The sequence below is a fragment of the Haematobacter massiliensis genome (assembly GCF_000740795.1).
Taxonomy (GTDB): Bacteria; Pseudomonadota; Alphaproteobacteria; order Rhodobacterales; family Rhodobacteraceae; genus Haematobacter; species Haematobacter massiliensis.
The window spans coordinates 147,001-172,858 of record NZ_JGYG01000008.1; the positions used below are offsets into that span (position 1 = coordinate 147,001).

The following is a 25,858-nucleotide window of genomic DNA, read 5'->3' on the forward strand; positions in this document are numbered from 1 at the left end:
GGCTCAATCCCCCCTGAAGGCCGTGGGCCGTTTTTCGTTGAAGGAGGCCAGCCCCTCCCGCGCGTCGCCGGTGAGCGTGGCGAGGCCGAGCTGCCCTTCGGCAAAGCTGATCGCGCGGTCGAAATCCATCGCCGCCAGCGCCCGCATCGCGTATTTGCCCCGCCGCGTCGCGGTGGGCGAGGTGGTGGCCAGCGCCGCCGCCATCTCCTCCACCGCCGCCATGAGGCCGCCGCGCGGCACGACGCGGTTCAGAAGCCCCGCCGCCCCCGCGAATTCCGCGTCATAAAGCGCGCCGGTCAGGCACATCTCCCGCAGGATGCGGGGGGGCACGAGGTCCTTCAGCAGGCTCAGCACCTGATAGGGGAAAAGGCCAATCTTCACCTCCGGCAGGCCGAATTTCGCCTCCTCGACCGCAATCGCCATGTCCGCCATGGCGAGGAACCCCATTCCCCCCGCGACGCAATGGCCGTTCACGGCGGCGATGATCGGCAGCGGGCAATCCTGCGACTGGCGCAGGAGGTTGCCGTAGGCGGTGCGGGGGCTCGCGAAGTCGAAGTCGAAGCCGCCGCCCGGTTGCAGATCGCCCCCGGCGCAGAAGGCCTTCTCTCCCGCGCCGGTCAGCACGATCACACGGGCGCCGGAGGCCGCCGCCCGCGCGATGCCCTCCGAGACCAGCGCCAGCAGGTCATTGGTGATCGCATTGCGCTTTTCCGGGCGGTTCAGGGTGATCCAGGCGGCGGGGCCGCGCTCCTCATAGAGGACGATGCTCATTGCGCCTCGACCTCGACCATCACGCGATGCGCGTCCACCTGATCGCCCCGCGCGACACTCACCGCCTTCACCAGCCCGGCGACGGGGGTGACATGCGCATGTTCCATCTTCATCGCCTCCAGCACCACGACCGCGGCGCCTGCCTCCACCCGGTCGCCGACCGCCGCCTGCACGGCGACCACCCGGCCGTTCATGGAGGCGCGGATGCGCCCGTCCGACGCGCCGGCACCGCCCGTGACGCGGGGATGCAGGGTGCGGTCCTCGAACTCCCAGCCCTGCCCCTGCCAGTGCAGCAGGACGCGGCCGCCGTCCTGCACCAGCGTCGTGGTCATCCGCCGCCCGGCCATTTCCAGCCGGCAATGCCCCTCCCCATCCCGCCCGATCAGCCGCAGTCCGGTGGTCTGCCCGCCGCCGGTCACTTCCGCCGCGCCATCCGGCGCGATGCGGACGGCCAGTTCGTGCACCCGCTCGCCCGCCGCCAGCCGCAGGGGCGCGACGAAGCCGTGCTGGAGGCTCCCCGAAAGGCCGCTGCGCAGCAGGGCGGCGACGACGACGGCCGCCTCCCCCTCCGCGGCGGCGGTATCGGGGAGGAGGGCTGCCTCATTCTCCGCGATGAAGGCGGTGGTGGCGCCGCCCGCTGCAAAGACCGGATGCGCGAGGCAGCGGGAGAGGAATTCGAGATTGGTGCGCAGGCCGAGCGCCTCCGTTCCCCGCAGGCCGCCCAGCAGGCGGCGGCGGGCATCGTCGCGGTCCGTGCCATGGGCGATGAGCTTCGCGATCATGGAATCGTAATAGGGTGGCACCTCGATCCCGGAGCGGAGCGCATGTTCCACCCGCATCCCGGACCCCACGGTCCAGCGCGCCAGCCGCCCCGACTGCGGCATGAAGCCCGCCTGCGGATCCTCGGCGCAGAGCCGCACCTCGATGGCATGGCCCGACAGGCGTACGTCCTGCTGCCGGATGGCCAGCGGCTCCCCCGCCGCGATGGAGAGTTGCAGCGCCACGATGTCGAGCCCCGTCACCGCCTCCGTCACCGGATGCTCCACCTGAAGGCGGGTGTTCATCTCCATGAAGTAGAAGTTCCCCTCCGCATCGAGGAGGAATTCCAGCGTCCCCGCGCCCTCGTAACCGATGGCTTTCACCGCCGCGACCGACACCGCCCCCATCCGCGCGCGCAGCTCCGGCGTGACCACGGGGGATGGCGCTTCCTCCACCACCTTCTGGTGGCGGCGCTGCACCGAACAGTCCCGCTCGCCCAGATGGATGGCATGACCGTAGCGGTCGGCGAGGATCTGGATCTCGATATGCCGGGGCCGCAGGATCGCCCGTTCCAGCAGCACGGTGTCATCCCCGAAGGCGCCCCGCGCCTCCGACTTCGCGAGGGTGAGGGAGGGCAGGAACTCCTCCGCCTTCGCGACCAGCCGCATCCCGCGCCCGCCGCCGCCCGCCGTCGCCTTGATCATCAGCGGATAGCCGATGCGCCTGGCCTCCTCCGCCAGCCGCTCCGGCGTCTGGTCCTCTCCCTGATAGCCGGGCACGCAGGGTACCCCGGCGGCGATCATCAGCGCCTTGGCCCCCGCCTTGTCGCCCATCGCGCGGATCGCCTCCGGCGAGGGGCCGACGAAGATGAGACCCGCCTCCCGCACCGCGGCGGCGAAGGCCTCGTTCTCCGCCAGAAAGCCGTAGCCCGGATGGATCGCCTCCGCCCCAGTGGCGCGGGCGGCCTCGATGATCGCTGGGATCTTCAGGTAGCTGTCGCGGGGCGCCGCGCCGCCGATCCGCACCGCCTCATCGGCGAAGGCCGCGGGCGCGCCATCCGCATCCGGGTCCGAATAGACCGCCACCGTGGCGATGCCTCGTTCGCGGGCGGAGCGCAGGATGCGCATCGCGATCTCGCCCCGGTTGGCGACGAGGAGCTTGGAAAACGGGCTGGGTTTCAGGGTCATTGCGGTGTCCTCAGCGGCGGAGGGTTTGGTCAGCGTGCGGTTCATGGCCGCGCCACCGCGAATTGCATGGGTACGGGCCGCGCGGCCCGTGCCTCCCGCGTGATGCGCATGACGAGCGCCAGCACCGCCCGGGTCTCCCTCGGGTCAATCACCCCGTCGTCCAGCACCCGGGCGGAGGTGTAGAAGGCATCCATCTGCCGGTCGAAATTGTCGATGATCCTGCGGGACTGCTTCTCCAGCGCCTCTTCGTCCACTGCCTCGCCCAGCCGTTGCGCGCGCCCCTCCGCGATGACGCGCATGGTGCCCGCCGCCTGTTCGCCGCCCATCACCGCCGTGCGCGCATTGGGCCAGGAGAAGGCGAAACGCGGGTGGAAGCCGCGCCCGCACATGCCGTAATTGCCCGCGCCGAAGGAGGCGCCGCAGAAGACGGTGAACTGGGGTACGGTCGCATTCGTCACCGCTTGGATCATCTTCGAGCCGTGCTTGATGATGCCCGCCTCCTCATGCCGTCGGCCGACCATGAAACCCGTGGTGTTGTTGAGATAGAGGATCGGCACCTTCGTCTGGCAGCAGGCCTGGATGAAATGCGTGGCCTTGGCCGCGCCCGCCTCGTCGATGGGGCCGTTGTTGGTGATGATACCCAAGGGCCAACCCTCCACCATCCCCGTGCCGCAGAGCGTGGCGGAGCCGTAGCGGTCGCCGAAGACGGTGAACTCCGACCCGTCCACGATCCGCGCGATGACCTCCGCCATGTCGACGGGGGTGCGGTGATCGGGCGGGATCAGGCCCAGCATCGTCTCCGGCGGCGATGCGGGTGGCAGCCAGGGGCGTGGAGCCTCCGCCCCGGGTAGCCAGTCGATGTGGGCGATGATGTCGCGCGCGATGCCGATGGCATGGGCGTCATCCTCCGCCAGATAATCGCCGAGGCCGGAGATGCCGGTGTGCATCTCCGCCCCGCCCAGTTCCTCCTCCTCCGCGATCTCGCCGGTCGCGGCCTTCAGGAGCGGCGGCCCGGCGAGGAAGGCCCGCGTGCGCCCGCGCACCATGACGATATGGTCGGCAAGCCCGGTCTGATAGGCGCCCCCGGCGGTGGAACTGCCATGCGTGACCGTGATCACCGGCAGGCCGCGCGCCGACATCAGCGCGAGATTGCGGAAGAGATTGCCGCCGCGCACGAAATCCTCCACCCGATAGGCCATGAGGTTCGCGCCCGCGCTTTCCACCAGTTGAACGAAGGGCAGGTTGTTCTCCAGCGCGATTTCCTGCACCCGCAGGTGCTTGTCCAGCCCGCCGGGTTGCAGCGCCCCGGCTGCGATGCCGCTGTCGGAGGCGCAGACCATCACCCGCCGCCCGGCGACCACGCCGATGCCTGCGATGATGCCGCCGCCGGGGACGGATTTCTCCGCATCGTCGCGGTCCATCCGGTAGCCGGCCAGCGCCGCGATCTCCAGAAACGGGGTGCCGGGGTCGAGGAGTAGCGCCACCCGGCTCCTCGGCAGGATCTGGCCGCGTTTCTCGAACCGCGCCGCCTGCCCGGAGGAGGCATGATGCGCCCGCGCCGCGATATCGTACGCCTGATCCACCAGCGCCTGCATCCGCGCCGCATTGGCGCGGAACCCGGCGGTGTTGACCGAAACCCTGCTCTCTATCCTTGCCATTCCCGTCTCCCGAATGGTTCGGCGCGCGCCGAACCGGCACGGGCCTTCCTTTGAGGACGAGCTTAGTGGTGGCGGCGGCGGGTGACTTGCGTGATTGTGCTGCCCATGAAGCGGAACGTCGCGGAGGCCGTGGCGGCTGATGCGGCACGGGCGGGAAGGCCCTTGAAAATCGTCGGGCGATATTGTCATATTATCGGGCAACGCATTTATCCGGCAACAGACGGGGGCCGCCTTGGACAGCGCGCAGGCAAAGCAGGCGAAACCGCGCACCAGCGCCTCCGACAGGATCGTGCGGGACATTACAGTCGGCCTCTATGAGGGGCGTTTCGTGCCCGGGCAGAGGCTTGTAGAGCCCGACCTGATGGAACAATACGCCGTCAGCCGCCCCACCGTGCGCGAGGCGGTGCAGCGGCTGGCCGCGCAGGGCATCGTCGACGTGTCGCACGGCAAGAGCGCGCGCATCCGGCAGCTTTCGGTGCAGGAGGGGCTGAACATCCTCCAGATCATCGAGGTAATCGTGGGCCTCGCCGCGCGGCTGGCGGCGCAGAACATCGACCATCCCGGCGCGCAGGAGGATCTGGCGCTGGCGCTCTCCGCGCTGATGGAGACCATCGCCTCGGAGGATCGCGCGGCCTTCATGCGGGCGCGCAACCGGTTCCACCGCACCATGGCGCGCATCGGCGGCAACCCGGATCTGGAGCGGATCCTGACCGGGATGCAGGTGCATGTGCTGCGCAACCGGCTGGTGATGCCGCCCGCCGAACGCGCCGCCTCCTACCGCCGGATCGGGGAGGCGATAGCGGCAGGCGACCCGGAGGCCGCGGAGACCGCCGCGCGCCAGCATGTCCAGCGGATGATGAGCGCGCTTTCCGCCGAGGTGCCGCGTCAGGCGCAGAGCTGATCAGGGGTCTTCCATGAGGCTGGATAAGGTTTCCGAGGCTTGCGGCCGGAGCACGGCGTGGCGGGAGAGCCAAGCCAGGCGAACCCACCGCCTCAGCCAGCAGATCCAGCACATCGGAATACCCGAGCGCTGATCCGCATTCCCGGCCTCGGGATAGCCGCAGGGGGCAAGTACGACTCCGATACCGCCGGTCCAAGACTGATGGAACTTATGTTCGACGATGCGACGCACCATCTGCTTGGCAACAGACCGCCATGCAGGCGCCAAGGGCCACAAGCATGGAGAAAAGGGATTTTCTCGCCTGTCCGCCTTTGGTTAGCTCTGCGGCCAGTCCCGACAACCCTCCGCGACACTCCTGCGGTCCAGGGTTGCGGAGGACTGGTGTATCGGGCGCTACTGTCGAGCGGTTGCGGTTCTGAGCCGCGATCCATGGCGCTGCCGCCATGTTGCTGGGGCTGTACCGTGGGCCATTGCTCGCGGTCGGGGCGAGAGTCGGGACGCTGTCGGACGTGCTGCTGGCCCATGATCGGGCCTTGGGCTGCGCCGATGGCAAACAGGAGGCGATCGGAGAGAGTGTCGGCGCGCCCGCGGGTCACACCCCGGTGATCTCCCGGCGGGCGAGGTTTGCGAGGAAATAGGATCGCGCGACGTGCTTCCGTTCGGCTGCCGCGTCGATCGCTTTCGGCAAGCCGCTGTCAAGCGACAGGTTCCCACGAACAAGCGTCCCGGATGCCGCAATATACGGCAGGACGAGCAGCGTGCCCCTTGCGCCAATTCCTCCCGCACTTCCGGGAGTTTGCGGATTTCGTCAGGCGGCCGGAGTCCCGGCACGGCGTATCCTCAAGGTAGAGGTTCAGGGCTTCTGCAGCCGTGGCAGGGATTTCCGCCCAGGTATCGGCGGCCGGGACGCCGGGCAGGTCAGGGAAGGACAGGCCCCGATGGCTCCTCCCCGCCGTGCCCAAGGCGATGGCTCCCCTCGTCCGGCCTCCTAAACCTCCTTCGTCGGATCGACGGCGAGGAGGCGCAGGGCGTTCAGCGTCACCAGCACCGTCGCGCCGGTATCGGCCAGAATCGCGATCCAGAGCCCGGTCAGGCCCAGAACCGATGTCACGAGGAAGACGGCCTTCAGGCCGAGCGCGAGGGTGATGTTCTGCCGGATATTGCCCATCGTCGCCCGAGCCAGCCGGATCAGCGCAGGCACGTCCGTGACCCGGTCGCGCAGGATCGCAGCGTCCGCCGTCTCCAAGGCGACATCGGTGCCGGATCCCATGGCCACCCCAACCTCGGCCTGTTTCAACGCCGGAGCGTCATTGATCCCGTCGCCGACCATCATGACGCCGCCTGTCGCGCCCATGTCCCGGATCACATCCAGTTTTTCCTCGGGCATCATCTCGGCGCGATACTCCATCCCCAGACCGCCCGCGATGGCCGCGGCCGTGCGGGGATTGTCACCGGTCAGCATGGTCGCGCCCACGCCCAACGCCTTGAGTTGACGCACGGCGTCGGCGGCGTCCTTGCGCGGCTCATCGCGCATGGCGATCAGACCGAGGGGCTGGCGATCACGGAACACAGCGACCACCGTCTTGCCTTCTCCCTCCAGCGCCGTGGCGCGCCGAACGGCCTCATCGTCGATACCGGCCATCTCGGCCGCATGCCGAGGCGAGGAGACCCAGGCCTTCTGCCCCGCCACTACCGCCTCGACGCCCTTGCCGACGATGGCCTTCGCGTCGCGGACCTCCAGCGCAGCAATACCAGCCTCCTCGACCCGGCGCAGGATCGCCAGGGCGAGAGGGTGGCTCGATCCGGTTTCCACCGCCCCGGCCACGGCAAGCAGGTCCGCTTCCGATACGCCCTGCGCGGGCAGCAGATCGGTGACCACCGGCTTGCCATGGGTCAGCGTGCCCGTCTTGTCGAAGGCGACCTGTGTCACATGGGCGGCCGCCTCGATCACCGCACCGCCCTTCATCAGCAGCCCCTTGCGTGCGCCCGCCGATAGCGACGAGGCGATGGATGCCGGAACCGAGATCACCAGCGCGCAGGGGCAACCGATCAGCAGCAGCGCAAGGCCGCGATAGACCCAGGTTCCCCAGTCCTGTCCCAGCACCAGCGGCGGGATCAGGATCACCAGCGCCGCAATTCCCACGATCGCCGGCATATACCAGCGCGAGAAGCGGTCGATGAAGCGTTCGGTCGGCGCGCGCGCCTCCTCTGCCTCCTCGACAAGGCGGATGATCCGGCTGATCGTGTTGTCGGACGCCTCTTTCGTAACCTCGATCCGCAGCACCGCCTCGGTGTTGATCGAGCCTGCGAAGACGGGATCGCCGGGGCCTTTGGTCTTCGGCACGCTCTCGCCCGTCACGGGGCTTTCGTCGATACCCGAGGTTCCATCGGTGATCTGCCCATCCGCGGGGATCCGGTCTCCCGGCCGGACTGTCACCATCTGACCGACCATGAGACTTTCTGCCGGCACCTCGCGCATCTTCCCGCCTTCCTCGATCAGCGCGGTCTTGGGCACCAAATTGGCCAGCGCCCGTATCCCGTCTCGCGCCTTGTTCGCGGCCACGCCTTCAAGCACTTCGCCGACCGCGAAAAGGAACACCACCAGCGCGGCTTCTTCCGCCGCCCCGATGGACAGGGCGCCGACCGCGGCAATGGTCATCAGGCTTTCGATGGTGAATGGCGATCCGGCACGAAGCGCCTCGAAAGCGCGCTTTGCAACCGGGGCGATTCCGATCAGGCAAGCGATGAAGAAAGCCCAGTAGCCGAACTCGGCCGAGGTCAGCAATTCGAACGCCCAGGCAACCGCCAGCAGAGTCCCGGTCAGGATGACAAGCCGCCCCTTGGCCGTCTGATACCAGCTTTTACCGCGATCTGCCGGATCATCATGGGAATGCACATGCTCCGCCGCGTCGTGGCCTGCATCGCCTTCGTGGGCGTGGTCACCGCGGGCATTCCGAGGTGCAGAATTGCCCGAGCAGGTTCCGCCAGAGCAGCAATCGTCGACAGGCGCCGCCGGCAGGACAAAAGCCTTCTTGCGGGGCGCCTCCTGACCATACGGCGCGATGCTGAAGCCAAGCTTGCGCACCGCCGCCTCAATGGTTTCGGGATCGGTCTTTCCGGGTGCGAGGTCCAGCGTCAGCTTCTCCGCCATCAGGGCGACCTTCACGTCGCTCACGCCCGGCAGCCGTTCGATCGCGCGCGTCACCTTGGTCGTGCAGGCCGCACAATCCATTCCCGTGACGGTCCATTCCCGTCGCTCTGCGCCTTGTTCAGCCATGTCGGTCACCTCTAGCCGCAGGGGCCTAGTCCCTGCAGGGTCTTGTCGTCATCGAATCAAGAACCTAATTGCTCTAGCGACTATAGCTGCAATAGGTTTTTACCGATGATTCCGATCGGAAAGCTCAGCGAGGCGACCGGCGTCAAGGTGCCGACCATCCGCTATTATGAACAGATCGGCCTTCTGCCTGAGCCTGAGCGCAGCGGCGGCAATCAGCGGCTCTACGGTCGGCGCGCTCAGGAGCGGCTGGCCTTCATCCGCCATTCACGCGACCTGGGGTTTCCGCTGGAGGCCATTCGGGAGCTTCTCAGCCTGTCTGACGAACCGGATCGGCCCTGTGAGGCCGCCGATGCCATCGCGACGCGTCAGCTGGCCGCGGTCGACGCACGGATCACTCGACTTGTGGCCCTGAAATCCGAGCTGGAGCGGATGCTGGAGCAATGTGCCTGCGGCACAATCTCGGACTGCAGGGTCATTGAGGTGCTCGGCAATCACGAGCTTTGCAAGCACGATCATTCCACCGAGGATCGACGCTGACCTTGGCAGTCTGGCCATGATCTGTGCTCGCTGTTCGCGTGCTCGTCGCTGATTGGCGGCGCGTCCCATGGATGCAGTCGCGCTGAAACTGCAATTCGAGGCCAGCTGCAGATGAAGTCAGATATCGCTCGCCCGTCTAGCCTCCCCTCGATGCCTGACAGAGCTTGGTGGGCAGCGCTTCGCCCATTCCAAACAGTGGAAAGCGACGAAGCGGTTTGACCAGATCATCGTTCCATTGACCTGTCTCGGGCTTCTTCGACGACTGGCCCGGGCAACGACGACTGGGAAGGGGATGGGCGGCACGCAGGGAAAGAACCCTCGCTGCCACCTCGCCCACCGCGTTCACGAGCGCAAAGGCATCGTTCCACAGCCGAGCGGGGCGCAAACGGCTATCGGGAGCATCCGCCCGAACCTGGCGGCCGGCGGCACTTTATCGAGGAGGCGCCGGATCTGGGCTTCACGCTGAAAGAGATCGCCAGCGTCGAAGTCCAGGGCGGCCCCGCATCGTATTATGTGCCGAATATCATGGACCGAAGCGCTGGCGATGCCCGCGGAAAGGCACGCCGCCATCCTGAGGGCACTGAGCATTCAAGGTGTTGCAGCATAGGGCCTGCTCAGTCGTCGCGATAAAACTCGCCGAAATCCGACGAGCGCACAGAGACGGGATAATATTGCCCGCTTTTTTGGCGTTTGTGATGATTTTTGCTCATATACATCCGGGCCGCGCATGCCATGGAGCCAAACCTCACAAGATTTCAAATGCTTAGTTTTGTCCTAACCACGGGTTCTACAAGTCGTCATTTACGGCAGCGAACCAGGGTCTTTGTATGTGACCAGCAAAAGCCCGCAGGTGCGCCGAAAGCCATAAGGACAAGCAGATGCCCAACAATGCCATAGAGGTGATCGGCGTATCGAAAAATTTCGGCAGCTATCAGGCGCTGAAAGGCATCAGCTTCGTCATCCGCCGCAACGAGTTCTTCACGATGCTTGGCCCCTCGGGCTGCGGCAAGACGACGCTCCTGCGGATGATCGCCGGATTCGAAAGCCCTGATGAGGGGACTATCCTGCTGAATGGGACTGAGGTCATCGGCATCCCGCCCCACAAGCGGCGCGTGAACACGGTCTTTCAAAGCTATGCGCTGTTTCCGCATATGACGGTCGAACAGAACGTCGCCTTCGGGATCGAAAACCTGGGCTGGGACAAGGCCCGTATCCGCGCCCGCGCAGGCGAGATGCTGGAGCGTGTGCACATGAGCCAGTTTGCCGCCCGCAAGCCCACGCAGCTGTCGGGCGGCCAGCGCCAGCGGATCGCGCTGGCCCGCGCGCTTGCCCCCGAACCCGAGGTGCTGCTGCTGGACGAGCCGCTGTCGGCGCTGGATCTGAAACTGCGTCAGGCGATGCGCGACGAGTTGCGCAGCCTGCAGCGCGACACGGGCATCACTTTCGTCTTCGTCACTCATGACCAAGAGGAAGCCCTGGACATGTCCGACCGCATTGCGGTGCTGGGCAGCGGCGAGGTGCAGCAACTGGGCACGCCGACACAGATCTATGAAGAACCCGTCAGCCGCTTCGTCGCGGATTTCGTGGGCGAGACGAATTTCCTGCCGGTCGAGGTGCTGGAAACCAGCAGTAGGCAGGCGACCATCCGAACGCCCTTTGACCGGATCATGCGCGTCAGCGCGCCTGAGGGTCTTGCAACCGGGCCAGCCACACTGTCCGTCCGCCCCGAAAAGATCAATCTGGGCGATCAGGTGGTGTCGGGCGGCTTTGCCGCGCGGGTGGTGAACAAGAACTACATGGGTGGCTATACGCATTATCAGTTGCTGGCGCATGACATGCCCCTGCGGGCCTCTCGCCGGAATGCCTCTCGCGCGGGAGACCGGATCGAGGTCGGCGCCATGATCGAGGTCGGCTTCAGCGAAGCTGCAGCGCGGGTCTTGCCGGCATGACCGATATGGCCGATGGGGTGCAAGGCTCGCTGCAGCCCGCTGCCACGCGGGAGCCGTGGGCATGGAATAATCTGGCGGTGTGGGGCCTGTTGCCCGGTTGGCTGCTGATGGGTTTCGCGCTTTTGCTGCCGATGGTGATCATCGCCGCCGTGTCGGTTTCGACCCGGGGGGCTTATGGGGGCTTTGCCTGGGATCTGGATCTGTCGGGCTATCGCCAGATCCTGTTCAACGAAGGCTGGGACGGCGCACCGGAATTCACCACGCAATACTTGCAGATCATCCTGCGCACGGTTCTGCTGGCCGGGGTGACAACGCTGCTGTGTCTGCTGATCGCAGTGCCGGTGGCTTATCATATCGCCTGCCAGCCGCCCCGGACCAAGGCGATTCTGGTCTATCTGATCACCCTGCCCTTCTGGGTGTCGATGATCCTGCGCGTCTATGCTTGGATGATTATCCTGGGCCGGGACGGACCGTTGCCGCGCTTTCTGGAATTCTTCGGCGCTCCGGCGGGGCTGAGCTTCATGTACAACGACGGCGCCACGCTGGCAGCCATGGTCTATACCTACATGCCGCTTATGGTGTTGCCGGTATTTGCCTCGATCGAGAAGCTGGACGGCACGCTGATCGAGGCGGCACACGACCTTTACGGCAACCGCTGGGTGACGCTGCGCCGGGTCATCCTGCCGCTGACGGCGCCGGGTCTGGTCTCGGGCGCGATCCTGGTTTTCGTGCCCTCGCTGGGCGCGGTGCTGGAGCCGACGCTGATGGGCGGCGGCAAGCAGATGATGATGGGCTCGCTGATCCAGATGCAGTTCACCAGTGCGCGGAACTGGCCCTTTGGCGCGGCCATTGCCATGACGCTGATGGTCTTCGTGATGATCGTGCTGATCGTGATCGCGCGGCGGAGTGCCACGAGAGAGGCTCTGGCATGACCAACCGCCATGATGTGAAGCGCTATCCCGGCCTGAAACCGCTGAGCTTGCTGTTCTTCCTCTATCTTTATGCACCGCTGGCGGTGATCGTGGTCTATTCCTTCAACGACAACCGTATCGCGGGAGTGTGGACGCATTTCTCTCTGAAGTGGTATGGCTCGGCGCTGAACAATGCCGCGCTGATGGGAGCGCTGAAAACCTCGCTGCTGGTTGCGGCGATTGCCACCACGGTCGCCACTACGGTCGCGCTCATGGCGGCGCTGGCGATCGTGCGCGGGCGCAACCTGCGCTTTCGCAAACTGTCGGAAGCCGTGGTCAACCTGCCCCTGCTGCTGCCCGAGATCGTGCTGGCGGTGGCCACGCTGATCCTGTTTTCGCTGCTGGGCATCCAGAACGGGCTGCTCAAGCTGGTGATCGCGCATTCGGCATTCTGCACGCCCTTTGCCTTCCTGCCGATCCGCGCCCGCCTGCAAGGCATGTCGCTGGACTTTGAGGAGGCGGCGGCGGATCTTTACGCCTCGCGCTGGACCGGGTTCCGCCGCGTGACCCTGCCGCTGATCTTTCCGGGGCTGTTTTCGGGGGCGATGCTGGCCTTCCTGATCTCGATGGACGACTTCATTACCTCGAACATGCTGAGTTCGGGCGGAACCACGACGCTGCCTGTCTATATCTTCTCGCTGATCCGGGCCGGCACCTCGCCCGAACTGAATGCCATCGCCTCCCTGCTGATCCTGGCCTCGCTGATCCTGGCCACGGTGGCGCTGGTGGTCGGCACGCGCGGCGGGCGCGACAAGATCTGAACCATAAAAACCAACAGGAGAGACCCATGAAAAAGATCCTTGCGGGCACCGCCCTGCTGCTGTGCCTGACCCCCATGGCGCAAGCGGCGGGCAAGTTGAACCTTTACGTCTGGTCCGAGTCGATCTCACCGGCGCTGATCGAGAAATTCTCGAAAGAGAACGATGTCGCGGTGCATGTGGACGGCTATACCTCGAACGAGGATCTGCTGACCAAATTGCAGGCCGGGGCCTCAGGCTATGATATCTCGACCCCCTCGCAGCATTTCCTGAAGATCATGATCGATCAGGGCCTGCTGGACAATTACGGCGCCAACACACTGAAAGCCTACGATAATATCGACCCGCGCTGGCGCAACCAATGGTGGGACGAGACCCAAGGGTATTCGATCCCGATTGCCTATGGCACCGCCGGTTTCGTGGTGAATACCGATCTCTACAAGGGTCCGACCGACAGCCTGAAGTATTTCTTCGAACCCGAGGGCGAGTTGGCGGGCAAGATCGCCATGCTGGCCCAGCCCGACGAGGTGATCGGCGCGGCGCAGCTGTATCTGGGTGTTCCCTTCTGCACCGAAGACTCGGCCGAGATGAAGAAGGTGCTGGATCTGCTGATGGCGCAGAAACCTTCGGTCGCGGTCTATTCCTCGGATAGCATCGCCAGCCGCCTTGGCTCGGGTGAGGTTTCGGCGCATTTCTGGTGGGATGGGGAAGAGCTGAAGGCCCGCGCGGGAGGCGCGCCTTTCCAGATGGCAATGACCAAGGAAGGCCTCGTCGGCTGGATAGACAGCATGGTGATCCCCAAGGGCGCGCCCAACCGGGAAAATGCGATCAAGTTCATTGAGTTCATGTCAGAACCAGAGAATGCCACCGAACAGATGAACTATTACGCTCATAGCTCACCGATGAAGACGGTGACGGAAAAGGTGGTCTATACCAAGGAAAAGGCGCCCGAGCTTTATCCAGACGTGCCGGTTGAATTCTCCCGCACCTGTTCGCCCGCCGCACAGGATCTGGTGACGCGGGTATGGACCCAGTTGCTGCAGTAACCCCTGACTAAGGGGGACCGCGCCGGGGTTGTTCCCCCGGGGTCAGATTGCCAGCCGGAGGAGCAATGCCAGCCGACCTGATCATCGTGAATGCGCGTACACGCGCGCTGTTCGCACCGCCGTGCACCACTGCGATTGCCGTCGCGGCGGGTCGCATCCTGGCGCTTGGCGGCGATACCGAGATCGGCGCCCTTGCCGGGCCGGACTGCCGCGTCATCGACGCCGGGGGCGCCGAACTGCTGCCGGGGCTGATCGAAAGCCATCTGCACCTGTTCATGGGCGGCGCCACGCTGTCGATGCTGAACCTGGGGCCGGTGTTCGGCTTCGATGCCGTGGCGGGTGCGTTCCGCAGCTTTATCGCCGCCAATCCCGGTGACGAGATCCTGTTTGCCTATGCGGTGAACTATACCATCTTCGGCGAGGATCGCCGTCCGGACCGTCACCTGCTGGACGCGATCTGCGCCGACCGCCCCATCGCCATGCTCGCGACCGACCTGCATTGTGCCTGGGCCAATACCCGCGCCCTTGACCTGGCGGGTCTGTTGCAGGGTGCCGATGTCGGGCCGGGCGCCGAAGTGGTGATGGGCCCGGACGGGCTGGCCAATGGCGAGCTGCGGGAATCGGCGGCGATGATCCGCGTGCAGGGGCTGTCGCGGTTGCAGGGCCGCGATGGTCTGAACTATCGCGGCGAAGACGAGGTGGCCGAGGCGGATCGCGCCCATGACCGGGCGCTCATCCGCAAGGCCGGCGACTATTGCGCGCAACACGGCATCACGACCGCCGTCAACATGGACGGCAATCCCTATCAGGCCCGGCTGCTGCGCGATCTGGCGGAGGCTGGCGACATGCCGGTGCGCGTCAGCCTGCCGCTGCGGCTGACCTCGGATGTCGGCGCGGCGGGCGTGGCGCTGATCGACAGCTTCGGTCCCGAAGTGCCGGGCTGGCTGCGCTTTGGCCGCATCAAGCTGTTCATGGACGGCGTGTTCGACACCTGGACCGCGTTGACGGCGACAGATTATCCCGACCGGCCCGGCTTTCGCTCGGCGCCGCTGATCCCGCAGGATGTCTTTGACGCGATCTGCATCGAGGCCGACCGGCGCGGCTTGCAGATCGCCACCCATGCGGTGGGCGACGGCGCGGTGCGCGGGGCCATCGACGGATACGAGGCCGCCCGGCGCACCAATGGGCCGCGCGACGCCCGCCACCGGATCGAGCATATCGACACCATCACCCCCGAGGATCTGGACCGGCTGGCGCCCTTGGGCATCGTGGCCTCTATGCAGCCGGTCCATCCGCCGGGCTCGGCGGGGCTGCCGCTGGAACCCACGACCACCATCATGGGCCGCGACCGCTGGCCGACCGCCTTTCCCTGGCGGATGATCCGCGACCGGGGCGTGGCCGTGGCCTTCGGCACCGACTGGCCGGTGTCGCCTCTGTCGCCGCTGTATGCCATCCATTGCGCGCTGACCCGCGAGCCCTGGGCGCCCGACATGCCCGATCAGCGGCTGACCCTCGATGAATGCCTTGCGGCCTATACCATAGGCGGCGCCCATGCCGATTTCTGCGAGGACCGGCGCGGCGCGCTGACCCCCGGCTTTGACGCCGATCTGGTGCTGATCGCGGGAAGCCTCGACGGACTGGCCGACAGCGCGGACGCGGCGCAGATCGCCCTGACCGTCTGCGGCGGGCGCATCACCTATCGGGCGCCGTGATGGAACGGTTCGATCATATCGTCATCGGCGCGGGCTCGGCGGGCTGCGTGCTGGCCAATCGCCTGTCCGCCGATCCCGCCACCCGCGTTCTGGTGATCGAGGCCGGGGGTCATGACCGCGACTTGCGCGTCAAGGTGCCTGCGGGGATTCTGGCGATGTATGGCCGGGCGCGCTTTGATTACGGCTGGGTGGGCGTGCCGCAGCCCGGCCTGAACGACCGCCGCATTCCGGTGAACCGGGGGCGGATGCTGGGCGGGTCGTCCTCGCTGAATTCGATGCTGTATATCCGGGGCGCGGCGCGGGATTACGACGACTGGCGCGATCTGGGCTGTCCCGGCTGGGGCTGGGACGAGGTGCTGCCGGTGTTCAATGCGTTAGAGCGTAACCGCAACGGTCAGGATCCCGCCTTTCACGGCGCCGAGGGGGAATTGATCGTCAGCCGCCCGCGCGATCCGAACCCGGTCTGTCAGGATTACATCGCTGCGGGCGAGACGCTGCAGCTGCCGCGCAACACCGATTTCAACGGTCCCAGCCAGCTCGGCCTTGGCGTCTATGACGTGACGCAACGCGACGGTCTGCGCTTTTCGGCCTATAACGCCTTTCTGGAACCGGTCAGGTCGCGGCCCAATCTGGTGATCCGTCCGGGGTGCACCCTGCGCCGCCTAATCGTCGAGACTGGCCGGGTGACGGGGATCGAGGTGCAGCAGGGCGATCAGCCGCAGCGCATCCTTGCGGGTCAGGTGATCCTGTCGGCCGGTGCGATCGGCACGCCCATGGCGCTGATGGCATCGGGCATTGGGCCGGGGGCACAGCTTTCCGCGCAGGGCATCGCGGTCGTGCATGACCTGCCGGGCGTCGGCCAGAACCTGCGTGATCATGTCGACGGGATGATCACGGTGCGCAGCGATTCGACCCGGACGCTGGGCTTTTCGCTGGGCAACTGGCGGCGGTTGCTGGCCGCGCCCTTCGCCTTTGCCGCCGGGCGCAGGGGCGAGCTGTCCACCAATTACGTCGTCGCGGGCGGTTTCGCAAAGACGCCGCTGGCGGGCGATCTGCCGGATGTGCAGTTCCATTTCGTGCCCGGCTATCGCAGTCATCGCGGGCGGCTGGTCGAATGGGGCCATGGCTTTGCCGTGCATACCTGCGTGCTGCGGCCCCGCTCCATCGGCGAGATCCGCATTGCCCGCGAGGGCGAAGGCTTTGCGCCGCAGATCGACCACCGCTTCTTCAGCGATCCCTTCGATGCACAGGTGCTGGTCGAAGGGATCAAGCTGGCCCGCCGTATCTTTGCCGCCCCGCCGCTGACGGGCCTGAACGGGCGCGAGATCCTGCCCGGGCCGGATGTGATCAGCGATGACCAGATCCTTGCCTATCTGCGGGCCGAGGCGCTGACCGTCTATCACCCGGTCGGCACGGCGAAGATGGGCCGCGACGGCATGGCCGTGGTCGATCCGGTGACGATGCAGGTGCATGGGATCGCGGGGCTGCGTGTCGCCGATGCCTCGGTCATGCCGACGCTGATCGGCGGCAATACCAACGCCCCGTCGATGATGATCGGAGAGAAATGCGCCCGCGCGATCCTCGGGCGCTGATCGCCGGGGCGGCAAAGGGCGCTTGCGGCGCCCCTTTTTTCAATCCGCCGCCAGTTCGGTGATCTCGCGCCGGAAGGGCAGTGCATCGCCCCGGTCCGGCTCGTCCAGTTCCCGCGCATAGCGGTGCCCGGCATAGGTCGCCCATGCGATCGGCCCCGGCGCATTGGCGTCACCGATGATCCTGACCGAGCGGATGCCGGCATCCGCCCAATCCGTCTCGCGCCCCTTCAGATCGAGATAGAGGCCGTTCTCCTCGCGCCGCGAGGTGACCACGACCACCGCATCACAGCCATGGCTTTGCTCCCCATCGGTATAGACGCAGGTCGACACCACATGCCCGCCCGCAATGGCACTGACGCCCCGGTTCAGCACGATGTTCACGCCCATACCGGCCAGACGGCGGTGGATCGTGTGCTGTTCCAGCGTGTTCAGCGTCCAATCCGACAGATAGGCCGAGGGGGTGATGATCGTGACCTCGCAGCCCTCGCCGCGCAGCAGTTCCGCCATGACACCGCCCATGTAATAGTGGTCGTCGTCAAAGATCACCACGCGGCCCGAGGGCTTGCGCCCCTCCATGATGTCATCGGGTGTATAGACCGGGACCGAGCCATCCATGGCCATCGGCACGACATGCTGGCGCGCGACGCCATCGGCGCGCCATCTGGCCCCGGTGGCGATGCAGATGTTCTGAAAGCCGAATTCCAGGATCGCCTCTGCGTCCAGATGGCTGTCGAAATAGGTTTCGACATTCGGACGCTGGCTGATCTGGTATTGCCGGTATTCGACCACGCGCCCCCAGGCCGAGAGGCCCGGCAGCTTGCGTTCGCGCGCCACGCGCCCGCCCAGTTCGGTGCGCGCCTCGGCAATCGCCACCTCATAGCCGCGCAAGGACAAGGCACGCGCCGCCTCGAGCCCCGCCGGACCGGAACCAACGATCAGCACGCTTTGGCTGTCGCCCTTGGCGTTCATCTTTTCGGGGTGCCAGCCCTTGCGCCATTCCTCCATGAAGGTCGGGTTCTGGGTGCAGCGGCTGATCGACATGGTCATGTCGCCGGTGATGCAGATATTGCAGCCGATGCATTCGCGAATGTCCTCGATCCGGCCTTCCTCGATCTTTTTCGGCAGGAAGGGATCGGCGATGGAGGGCCGGGCGCAGCCGATGAAATCCAGCGTGCCCGACTTGATCATCCGCACCATGGTATCGGCCGAGGTAAAGCGCCCCACCCCGACCACCGGCCGGCTGGTCAGGTCGCGAATGCCCCAGACCAGATCTTCCTGCGCCGATTCGTCCTTGAAGCGCGAGGGGCCGGAACAATCCTCCCAGGTGCCATGCGCCAGATCCCACAGGTCGGGCAGGTCGCGGTTCATCTCGATGAACTCGCGGACCTCGGCATTGGAAAAGCCCAGCTCGCCGATGCTTTCGTCCAGGCTGACGCGCAGGGTCAGGGCCATCGTGTCGCCGACCGCATCGCGCATGTCGGCGATGACCTCATTCACGAAACGCGCGCGGTTTTCCAGACTGCCGCCATATTCATCCGTACGCTGGTTCGTGGCGCGGCTCAGGAAATGCTGGAAGATGCCGAAGCCATGCGCGCCGTAAAGGCAGATCAGGTCAAAGCCCGCCAGCCTGGACCGTTTCGCCGCGTTCACGAACCAGCGGCGCAGGTCGCGGATGTCGGATTTGTCCAGCGCGCGGGCCTGCACCGGGTCATTGGTGAAGGTGCGGATCGGCATGGCCGAGGGCGCCAGCGGCACTTCCTTGGTGTAGAGGTTCGGGCCGTTGATGCCGGAATAGGCCAGCTGGATTCCCGCCAGCGCGCCATGCGTCTTCATCCGCTCGGCCATCTTGGCAAGCTGCGGGATGTCCTTGTCCTCCCACAGGCGCAGCTCGATGAAGGGGGTGATCTCCGAGGTGTGATGCATCTCGCATTGCTCGGTAAAGATCACGCCCCAGCCGCCCTCGGCCTTGATGCCGCGCATGGCGGCCGCCGCCGACGGGTCGCGATAGCCGCCGCCATTGCAATGCGGCACCTGATAGAAGCGGTTCTTCGCGGTGACAGGGCCGATCTGCATCGGCTGGAACAGGATGTCATAGCGGGGATCGCGCAATTTTCTCTCCTAGAGGGGCTGGGTGCGAAGGGGATGCACCTGGCGGGCGTCAGGTCCGGTATTTGATCCAGACCGTTTTCAGCGCCGTGTATTTGTCCAGTGAATGCAGCGACAGGTCGCGCCCGAACCCGGACTGCTTCATGCCGCCAAAAGGGGTCTGCGCCGACAGCGCATCGACCGTGTTGACTGAGACCGTGCCGACATGCAGCCGCTCGGCCACGCGGCAGGCACGCGACAGATCGTCGGTCCAGACCGAAGCAGCCAGCCCATAGATCGAATCATTGGCCATGGCGACGGCCTGATCCTCGGTCTGAAAGCCGATGACCGACAGGACCGGGCCGAAGATCTCGTCCCGGGCCAGCGGATCGTCCTGGGTCACATCGGCAAAGATGGTCGGCTGCACGAAACAGCCCTTGCCCTCCATGGTGACGCGATTGCCGCCGGTGACCAGCCGCGCGGTGGCCTTGCCCGCCTCGACAAAGCGCATGATGCCCTGCGTCTGGCGCTCATCGACGATGGCGCCCATCTTGGACTCCGGGTCCAAGGGGTCGCCTGGCTGCATTGCCGCAGCGCGTTGGGCCAGCTTTTCCAGAAACGCCTCGCGGATGCTGTCCTGAACATACAGCCGGGAATTGGCCGAACAGACCTCGCCCTGATTAAAGAAGATGCCAAAGGCCGCCATGTCCGCCGCCGCATCCAGATCCTGGCAATCGGCAAAGACGATGTTCGGGCTTTTGCCGCCGGTCTCGGGCCAGACCTGTTTCAGGTTCGACTGGCCGGAGTATTCCATGAACCGCTTGCCGGTGGCGGTGGAGCCGGTAAAGGCTAGGCAATCCACATCCATATGCAGCCCGAGCGCCCGCCCGGCGGTGGCGCCAAAGCCCGGCACCACGTTCAAGACGCCATCGGGCAACCCGGCCTCGGCGGCCAGTTCCGCCAGCCGCAGCGCCGACAAGGGTGATTGCTCGGCCGGCTTCAGCACCACGGAATTCCCCGCCGCCAGCGCGGCAGCGGATTTCCACGTCGCCATGTCCAGCGGAAAGTTCCACGGCACCACCGCGCCGACGACGCCCAAGGGCACGCGGCGCACCAAGGCAAGGTCGCCGGGGCCGGTCGGGGCCACTTCGTCATAGAGCTTGTCGATGGCCTCGGCATACCATTGAAAGAAATGCGCCGAGCCGGGGGCGTCGATGGTGGCCGCGTCGCGCACCAGCTTGCCCATGTCCAGACTGTCCAGCAGCGCCAGTTCCTGCAGGTTCTCGCGGATCAGATCGGCCAGCTTCAGCAGCACTGCCTTGCGCTCGGCCGGGGGCTTGCGCCACCAGCGGCCATCATCAAAGGCGCGCCGCGCCGCCGTGACCGCGCGGTCCACATCCGCCGCGTCGCATTCCGCGACCTGCGCCAGCACCGCGCCGGTGGCGGGGTTGATGCTGTCGAAGGTCTTGCCCGAGACGGCGTCGGTAAAGCGGCCGTCGATGAAAGCCTGATGGCGAAAGCGCAAGCCTGCGGCGCGGGCTTTCCAGCCCTGATGGTCCAGCATCTCGGTTCCCCTATTCATCGCCCGGAACGCCATAGGACGGCGCCGCCCGGGGGTCGAGCGCGCGCTGCACATAGGCGTCGAGCTGCGGCTTGTAGATGGCCCACAGATCGGCCAGCGCCCGGATCGGGCAGGCCTCCGTCCAGTCGCAGCGCAGATCGGCCACCGGCCAGCTGACCGTGTCGACGATCTTCAGCCCCGCCGAATGCACCGGCCCGGCCTCTCCGCCCTGCGCCAGCCCGGCCTGCATCGCGGCGATCAGCCGGTCGCCGATATGGCCCCGGGCCTTCAGGAACCCGTCCACGATGGCCTGCGGCACGCCGTCATTGGCCAGCAGGTTCCCGCCCGAGGCCACATCCGGCCCCTGCGCCTGCGTCCAGATGCCCAGCGAGTTCGGGCCCGAATGGATCGCGGTCGCGCCCTGGGCATCGACCGCCAGCACCTGCCGATAGTCGATGAAGCGGCCCCGCCGCACCACCTCGGCCACGGCATCCGGGGCCGAAAGCCCCTGCTCCATCAGATCCAGCGTCAACGGCCCCAGCGACGGATCGGTGACATTCTGGCTGGCGACCGCGCCCACGCCCGCGCGGGCAAAGGCGCAGCGCGCCGCCACGGCGGGCGAGGAAGAGGCGATGGCCATGCCGAACATGCCCGTCTCGGCGCAGCGGGCGACAAGCGAGAAGGTCATCTGATCAGTCCGGGATCACGGCGGTGCCGTCGATCTCCACCAGCCAGTCGGGCCGCGCCAAGGCCTGCACCACCAGCCCGGTCGAGACCGGATGCACGCCCTTGAGATATTCGCCCATGGTGCGATAGACCGCCTCGCGGTGGCGCACATCGGTGATGTAGACCACGACCTTGACCAGATGCTCCATCTGGCCGCCGGCTTCCTCGATCAACTGCTTGATGTTCTGCATGACCTTGTGGGTCTGCTCGACCGGATCATGGCTGTCGATGTTTTTCGCATCGTCCAGATTCTGCGGGCACTGACCGCGCAGCCAGACGATGCGGCCGCCCTGCGTCACCACCGCCTGGCACAGGTCATTGTCCAGGTTCTGCTCGGGGTAGGTGTCCTTGGTGTTGAACTTGCGGATACGGGTATGAGCCATCTGGATCTCCATCGGGCGGGCTTGGGTGGCAGGGTCAGGCGGTCTTTGCCTGTGGCAGCGGCGGCGTGCCGTGATGATAGTCGGCATAACTGTTCTGGATGCCGATCTGCTCGGCGATATGGCGGGCATCATGCCAGACCCCCCAGATGAAGCTTGATCCGCGCCGCGACTGTCAGGGCTGGCCCAGGACATAGATCCCCGGCTCCATCGACACGCCGCGCTGATGGATCGGGCGACCTTTGGCGTCGAAGATATCGAGCTTGATCCAGCTGAAATCAACCGAGAAGCCGGTGGCCCAGATGACGGTGCCGATCCCCGCCCCGGCCAGATCCAGCGACAGGACCGGATCGGTCACGCAATCGGGGTCGGGCTGGCGGTGGCGCGCCTCCGGCTCGGGCGGCAGGTCCAGGCCGTTGCGCAGGACATAGGCGTCCGCCTCGTCCAGCAGGCCAAGATAATTCGCGTCGCCCCGATCCAGATTGTCGCGCAGGTCGGGCGCGAAATGCAGCCTGCCATCCGCAAAGCGTTCGGTCCGGCCCAACAGCACCATGCCCTGATGGCCCAGCCTGCGGAAATCCACGGTTTCGCCGCCGCGCGCGCCGCTGACAGCGATAGTGACATGCTCGGTCCCCGGCGCAGGCGCGGCCATGTCCCATTTGCCCAGAACCCCCAGCCACCAGCAGAAATCGCGCCCGCGATAGCGGCGCGGCGGGCGGTCATGGGGGCCGACTGACAGGAACACCTTGCGCCCCGCGCGCAGCAATTCATCGGCGATCTGGACCCCGGAGGAGCCCGCGCCGATCACCAGCACCGCGCCCGGCGCCAGCTGATCCGGATTTCGATAGCCGACCGAGTGCATCTGCGTGAGGCCCGCCGTCTCAGGGATCAGCGGCGGCATCACGGGCGTCTGGAACGGGCCCGTCGCGGCGACGACATGGCGCGCCTCTATCACGCCCTGCGAGGTAGTGACGGTAAAGCCCGGCCGTCCGTCATTGCGGCGCACCTCCTGCACTTCGACCCCGCAACGGATCGGGGCGCCGATCATGCCGGCGTAATCGACAAAGTAATCCGCGACATCCTCTTTGCCGACAAAGCCGTCGGGATCGGCGTTGAAGGCCATGCCGGGAAAGCGATCGTGCCAAGCCGGACCATTGGCCACCAGAGAATCCCAGCGCCAGGACCGCCAGCGTTCGGCGATGCGGCCCCGCTCCAGCACCAGATGGTCGATCCCTGCCCGGCCCAGATGCTCGCTCATGGCAACGCCTGCCTGACCGGCGCCAACGACAATCGTATTGGTCGTTTCCACTGACATTGCTGCGTCCCTCGGATGATCTGCGACCGGCGCGGCAAAGGATGGCTGCCGCCTGGATCCAGCTTAGCGACCCGACGATATGGCTAAAATTACGATTTGATACAGCAAGGCTTAGGGGCAGCCTAAACAGCCACTTGCCGGGTCCGACGCTCCCACGAACCCCTGAACCTTCGGTCGTTTGTCCCTGTTTTACCGGACAGTCAGGTTGCGGTTTGAGCGGCGGCACCTCGCGGGGTGAGAGCATCTTCAGCGTTGTGATCCCCGATCCAGCTGCCGATCCATCCAAGCATTGGCTGGTCATGGTCGATGAGGACGGCGGATGATATCGCCGTTCCAGCAGGCGAACTCGCACCGGTCGGAGCACGGGCGCAGGTTCGACCGCATACGGTAGCCTTGCCGTCTTAGGGATGCTCAGACCGCCCGGAATATTTTCTCGCCAGCATCAGGTTATGGGCCTTCATGATCCGGCAGACCTGTTCGTGGTTCACCGGCGCGGTCCGTCTCAGCGTCGGTGCCGGCGCAAGATCGTGGCGCCGACTCCAACCCTGCGCCTTGTAATGACTTGCAGCAGCCTGCTCCGTTCCTGCAGATCGTCGAGCAGGTTCGACCGGACCGTGCCCAATGTCTCCGCCCGCCTTTATTGAGAGTCTCCCTTCGTGATCTCGCGCAGAACCCCCGCTTCCATGGTCATGCGCCCGATCTGGCGTTCCAGCTTTTGGATCCGGCGTTCCCTCTCGCGCGCGAGACGATTGCTGGTGACATCGTCCCCGCCGGTTACGACGACACTTGCCCACGCGCATTAGGCTCCGTCAACGCTACGATAGATGCTACGCCATTGCGCCCGCGACAATCGACATGCCGGCGTGATCGTCTCCCCGACGATGAGCAGCTTCCGCCGCACGGCATTGATTATTAAAACCGTTATCAGCTCCATGACCTGCGGCAGCGCGCCCTCCGACCCTGTGCGGCAAGCCATCAGGGACGCGCTTATCAGGCTGCATGGCTGCGCTGGTGGCTCTGCCGATGACACCGACGCGGAACAGCCTGTCACAACAAGAGCCGCGCGCGCTCTGCACCGGACTGACTGCCACCCCCCGCACAAAGCCTCGGTTCCGCGCACCCCGGCCGAAGTCTTCAAGGCCAATATCCTCAGGCTACGGCCGCAAGATCACTTCTGCCGCCCGGCTCCAGCATGAACTGACCCGGATGACCCGGGTTCTTTCAGCATCGTTCACGCCGCCGCATTCCGGTCTCATGGGCCATGCCCACGCCCTCGTTCCGCAACCCCCGACGCGCTTGTCGAAAGCGCGCCCTCCACGTTCCGCCGGAGCGGTTGCCGCGGAGGGCGCGGAGCGCGGGGATCGGACACCCCGACAGCGGATGACCCCCTCCCCTGTCCGGGGCCAGCGGGCGGCACGGTGCGCCTCCGGTGCTGCTTCATCGGTCCTGGACGGTGACAAGATCCTGCTACTGCGACAGCGCCTGATAGACCCTGCTTTCGAACGCAATGTATCCCCCAAAGGAAGCGGGATCCCCGAACGGCAGGATCTGCGTCGCCCAAAAACCGCCGAGGCCGTTCCTCCGGTCGATCCAGTAGAACAGGTTGGCCAGCCCAGCCCAGCCAAGCGCGCCTGCGGGACGCCCGGTAGGCGCTTGCTCGTCATTGACCATGAAGCCATAGGCCCAGGACTTCGACTGACCCGGGAAGAACTCAGCATCATTCGAAAGCGTCGAGATGACGCCGGGCAGCATGGTCACCTTCAGGTCGCCAAGATGGTTCTTCTCAGCCATCGCCACTGTCTCGGGGCGCAGCACCTGACCATGTTCGCCGCGGCCATCGTTCAGCCACATGCGGATGAAGCGCATGTAATCGCCCACGGTTCCGTAAAGCCCATGTCCGCCCATATGCACCTCGGGATCGGCAGGCAGTTCGAAATCTATGGCCTCAAGTGTGCCGTCGGGTGCCCGCTGATGCATCCCTGCCAGCCGTTGACGCAGCGGGTCGGTCAGATCGAAGCTGGTCTCGGTCATGCCCAAGGGCTCAAAGATGCGCTTCCGAAAGACCTCGCCCAGCCGCTCTCCGGTAACACCTTCGATGACCTGACCCAGCCAGTCGATGTTCGAGCCGTATTCCCACTTTTCGCCGGGATCGAACAACAGCGGGGTCATCAGCGCGGCCTTCGATGCGGTTATCACGCTCGGCTGGCCCTGCTCCTCGGCAAGGCGCCTGTAGGTTTCATTGAAGAAATCATAGCCGAATCCTGCCCGATGCAGCAGCAGATCCTTGGCCGTGATGGCGCGTTTCGGGGCGCGCAGGCGGGGTTCGCCGTCGGACTCGAACCCGTCGATGACCTGCAACTTCCCGATCTCGGGTGCATAGCGGGCGGCAGGGGCGTCGAGATCCAGCCTCCCCTCTTCGACAAGCTGCAGTGCGGCCGTGCTGGTTATGGCCTTGGTGGTCGAGAACAGCGCAAAGACGCTGTCGGTGGTCATGGGATCAGGGCGATCAAGACGCCGCACGCCCGCAGCGCCCTCATAGAGATTGCCGTTCCGGTCGCTCACCATCGCGACCACGCCCGGAACCCCCGGCGTGGCTGAAACGGTCTGATGAAGGATGTCATCGGCATTGAAAATCTTGTTCATATCGGTTTCCTGAACATGTGAACATCGCCC

18 protein-coding genes and 1 pseudogene are annotated in these 25,858 nt (G+C 65.8%); 9 read left to right on the forward strand and 10 right to left on the reverse strand.

The annotated features are described in order from the left end of the window. Positions 1-3: 3 nt before the first annotated feature. Genes CN97_RS12965 through CN97_RS12975 form a run of 3 tightly spaced genes read right to left on the reverse strand, consistent with a single transcriptional unit; the run spans position 4 to position 4,375 of the window. Positions 4-771, reverse strand: a complete 768-nt coding sequence (locus CN97_RS12965) for an enoyl-CoA hydratase-related protein (RefSeq protein ID WP_035712137.1) — start codon at positions 769-771, stop codon at positions 4-6. Continuing rightward, complete coding sequence (locus CN97_RS12970) at positions 768-2,762, reverse strand: acetyl/propionyl/methylcrotonyl-CoA carboxylase subunit alpha (protein WP_278251011.1); 1,995 nt, start codon at positions 2,760-2,762, stop codon at positions 768-770. The genes CN97_RS12965 and CN97_RS12970 overlap by 4 nt, the downstream gene beginning before the upstream one ends. Then, positions 2,759-4,375, reverse strand: coding sequence for an acyl-CoA carboxylase subunit beta (locus CN97_RS12975; RefSeq protein WP_035712140.1), 1,617 nt, complete (start codon positions 4,373-4,375; stop codon positions 2,759-2,761). Before CN97_RS12975 ends, CN97_RS12970 begins: the two co-directional genes overlap by 4 nt. Positions 4,376-4,607: 232 nt before the next feature. Here CN97_RS12975 and CN97_RS12980 point away from each other — a divergent pair, with 232 nt between their 5' ends. Both CN97_RS12980 and CN97_RS20955 read left to right on the forward strand, forming a co-directional pair. Beyond that, the gene (locus CN97_RS12980) at positions 4,608-5,276 is read left to right on the forward strand and encodes a GntR family transcriptional regulator (RefSeq protein WP_051911230.1); all 669 of its coding nucleotides are present in this window, start codon (positions 4,608-4,610) and stop codon (positions 5,274-5,276) included. Positions 5,277-5,719: 443 nt separating this feature from the next. Then, complete coding sequence (locus CN97_RS20955; RefSeq protein ID WP_035712142.1) at positions 5,720-5,914, forward strand: hypothetical protein; 195 nt, start codon at positions 5,720-5,722, stop codon at positions 5,912-5,914. 350 nt (positions 5,915-6,264) lie between these two features. Here CN97_RS20955 and CN97_RS12990 read toward each other — a convergent pair whose 3' ends face one another. Next, a complete protein-coding gene (locus CN97_RS12990; RefSeq protein ID WP_035712144.1) occupies positions 6,265-8,553 on the reverse strand; it encodes a heavy metal translocating P-type ATPase in 2,289 nt (762 codons plus the stop codon). Between the two features lie 105 nt (positions 8,554-8,658). On the opposite strand from CN97_RS12990, the gene CN97_RS12995 reads away from it, so the two are divergent. The 7 genes from CN97_RS12995 (at position 8,659) to CN97_RS13030 (ending at position 17,118) form a co-directional block, all read left to right on the forward strand. Continuing rightward, entirely contained in the window at positions 8,659-9,090 is a 432-nt protein-coding gene (locus CN97_RS12995) for a MerR family transcriptional regulator (RefSeq protein WP_035712146.1), read from the forward strand. An 878-nt stretch (positions 9,091-9,968) separates the two neighbouring features. Then, a complete protein-coding gene (locus CN97_RS13005) occupies positions 9,969-11,039 on the forward strand; it encodes an ABC transporter ATP-binding protein (protein ID WP_035712149.1) in 1,071 nt (356 codons plus the stop codon). Continuing rightward, entirely contained in the window at positions 11,036-11,971 is a 936-nt protein-coding gene (locus CN97_RS13010; protein ID WP_176414899.1) for an ABC transporter permease, read from the forward strand. The genes CN97_RS13005 and CN97_RS13010 overlap by 4 nt, the downstream gene beginning before the upstream one ends. Beyond that, positions 11,968-12,771, forward strand: coding sequence for an ABC transporter permease (locus tag CN97_RS13015; protein WP_035712151.1), 804 nt, complete (start codon positions 11,968-11,970; stop codon positions 12,769-12,771). The genes CN97_RS13010 and CN97_RS13015 overlap by 4 nt, the downstream gene beginning before the upstream one ends. Before the next feature lie 26 nt (positions 12,772-12,797). Next, positions 12,798-13,814: an extracellular solute-binding protein gene (locus CN97_RS13020; RefSeq protein WP_084684160.1), complete on the forward strand. Its 1,017-nt coding sequence runs from the start codon at positions 12,798-12,800 to the stop codon at positions 13,812-13,814. 65 nt (positions 13,815-13,879) lie between these two features. Further along, positions 13,880-15,526 carry an amidohydrolase gene (locus CN97_RS13025; protein ID WP_035712153.1) on the forward strand — a complete coding sequence of 549 codons (1,647 nt, stop codon included), beginning with the start codon at positions 13,880-13,882 and terminating at the stop codon, positions 15,524-15,526. Next, positions 15,526-17,118: a GMC family oxidoreductase gene (locus CN97_RS13030; protein WP_035712156.1), complete on the forward strand. Its 1,593-nt coding sequence runs from the start codon at positions 15,526-15,528 to the stop codon at positions 17,116-17,118. Before CN97_RS13025 ends, CN97_RS13030 begins: the two co-directional genes overlap by 1 nt. Positions 17,119-17,157: 39 nt before the next feature. Here the strand turns inward: CN97_RS13030 and CN97_RS13035 are convergent, their stop codons facing one another. From CN97_RS13035 to CN97_RS13060, 6 genes and pseudogenes are all read right to left on the reverse strand, one after another. Next, positions 17,158-19,227, reverse strand: a complete 2,070-nt coding sequence (locus CN97_RS13035; RefSeq protein ID WP_035712158.1) for an oxidoreductase — start codon at positions 19,225-19,227, stop codon at positions 17,158-17,160. Between the two features lie 49 nt (positions 19,228-19,276). Then, on the reverse strand, positions 19,277-20,767 hold the full coding sequence (locus tag CN97_RS13040; RefSeq protein WP_035712160.1) for an aldehyde dehydrogenase: 1,491 nt from the start codon (positions 20,765-20,767) through the stop codon (positions 19,277-19,279). Positions 20,768-20,777: 10 nt separating this feature from the next. Beyond that, positions 20,778-21,452, reverse strand: a complete 675-nt coding sequence (locus CN97_RS13045) for a DUF1028 domain-containing protein (RefSeq protein ID WP_035712162.1) — start codon at positions 21,450-21,452, stop codon at positions 20,778-20,780. 4 nt (positions 21,453-21,456) lie between these two features. Continuing rightward, positions 21,457-21,873 carry a RidA family protein gene (locus tag CN97_RS13050; protein ID WP_035712165.1) on the reverse strand — a complete coding sequence of 139 codons (417 nt, stop codon included), beginning with the start codon at positions 21,871-21,873 and terminating at the stop codon, positions 21,457-21,459. A gap of 34 nt (positions 21,874-21,907) precedes the next feature. Beyond that, a pseudogene (locus CN97_RS13055) lies at positions 21,908-23,185 on the reverse strand (flavin-containing monooxygenase). 1,467 nt (positions 23,186-24,652) lie between these two features. Continuing rightward, positions 24,653-25,828 (reverse strand): serine hydrolase domain-containing protein, encoded by a 1,176-nt coding sequence (locus CN97_RS13060; RefSeq protein ID WP_035712168.1) that lies wholly within the window; start codon positions 25,826-25,828, stop codon positions 24,653-24,655. Positions 25,829-25,858 lie beyond the last annotated feature (30 nt).

What these genes read in the sequence shown, in the direction of transcription:
- CN97_RS12965 (WP_035712137.1), bottom strand. Translation starts at nt 771, where the DNA reads ATGAGCATCGTCCTCTATGAGGAGCGCGGCCCCGCCGCCTGGATCACC.
- CN97_RS12970 (WP_278251011.1), bottom strand. Translation starts at nt 2,762, where the DNA reads ATGAACCGCACGCTGACCAAACCCTCCGCCGCTGAGGACACCGCAATG.
- CN97_RS12975 (WP_035712140.1), bottom strand. Translation starts at nt 4,375, where the DNA reads ATGGCAAGGATAGAGAGCAGGGTTTCGGTCAACACCGCCGGGTTCCGC.
- CN97_RS20955 (WP_035712142.1), top strand. Translation starts at nt 5,720, where the DNA reads ATGTTGCTGGGGCTGTACCGTGGGCCATTGCTCGCGGTCGGGGCGAGA.
- CN97_RS12990 (WP_035712144.1), bottom strand. Translation starts at nt 8,553, where the DNA reads ATGGCTGAACAAGGCGCAGAGCGACGGGAATGGACCGTCACGGGAATG.
- CN97_RS12995 (WP_035712146.1), top strand. Translation starts at nt 8,659, where the DNA reads ATGATTCCGATCGGAAAGCTCAGCGAGGCGACCGGCGTCAAGGTGCCG.
- CN97_RS13005 (WP_035712149.1), top strand. Translation starts at nt 9,969, where the DNA reads ATGCCCAACAATGCCATAGAGGTGATCGGCGTATCGAAAAATTTCGGC.
- CN97_RS13010 (WP_176414899.1), top strand. Translation starts at nt 11,036, where the DNA reads ATGACCGATATGGCCGATGGGGTGCAAGGCTCGCTGCAGCCCGCTGCC.
- CN97_RS13015 (WP_035712151.1), top strand. Translation starts at nt 11,968, where the DNA reads ATGACCAACCGCCATGATGTGAAGCGCTATCCCGGCCTGAAACCGCTG.
- CN97_RS13020 (WP_084684160.1), top strand. Translation starts at nt 12,798, where the DNA reads ATGAAAAAGATCCTTGCGGGCACCGCCCTGCTGCTGTGCCTGACCCCC.
- CN97_RS13025 (WP_035712153.1), top strand. Translation starts at nt 13,880, where the DNA reads ATGCCAGCCGACCTGATCATCGTGAATGCGCGTACACGCGCGCTGTTC.
- CN97_RS13030 (WP_035712156.1), top strand. Translation starts at nt 15,526, where the DNA reads ATGGAACGGTTCGATCATATCGTCATCGGCGCGGGCTCGGCGGGCTGC.
- CN97_RS13040 (WP_035712160.1), bottom strand. Translation starts at nt 20,767, where the DNA reads ATGCTGGACCATCAGGGCTGGAAAGCCCGCGCCGCAGGCTTGCGCTTT.
- CN97_RS13045 (WP_035712162.1), bottom strand. Translation starts at nt 21,452, where the DNA reads ATGACCTTCTCGCTTGTCGCCCGCTGCGCCGAGACGGGCATGTTCGGC.
- CN97_RS13050 (WP_035712165.1), bottom strand. Translation starts at nt 21,873, where the DNA reads ATGGCTCATACCCGTATCCGCAAGTTCAACACCAAGGACACCTACCCC.
- CN97_RS13060 (WP_035712168.1), bottom strand. Translation starts at nt 25,828, where the DNA reads ATGAACAAGATTTTCAATGCCGATGACATCCTTCATCAGACCGTTTCA.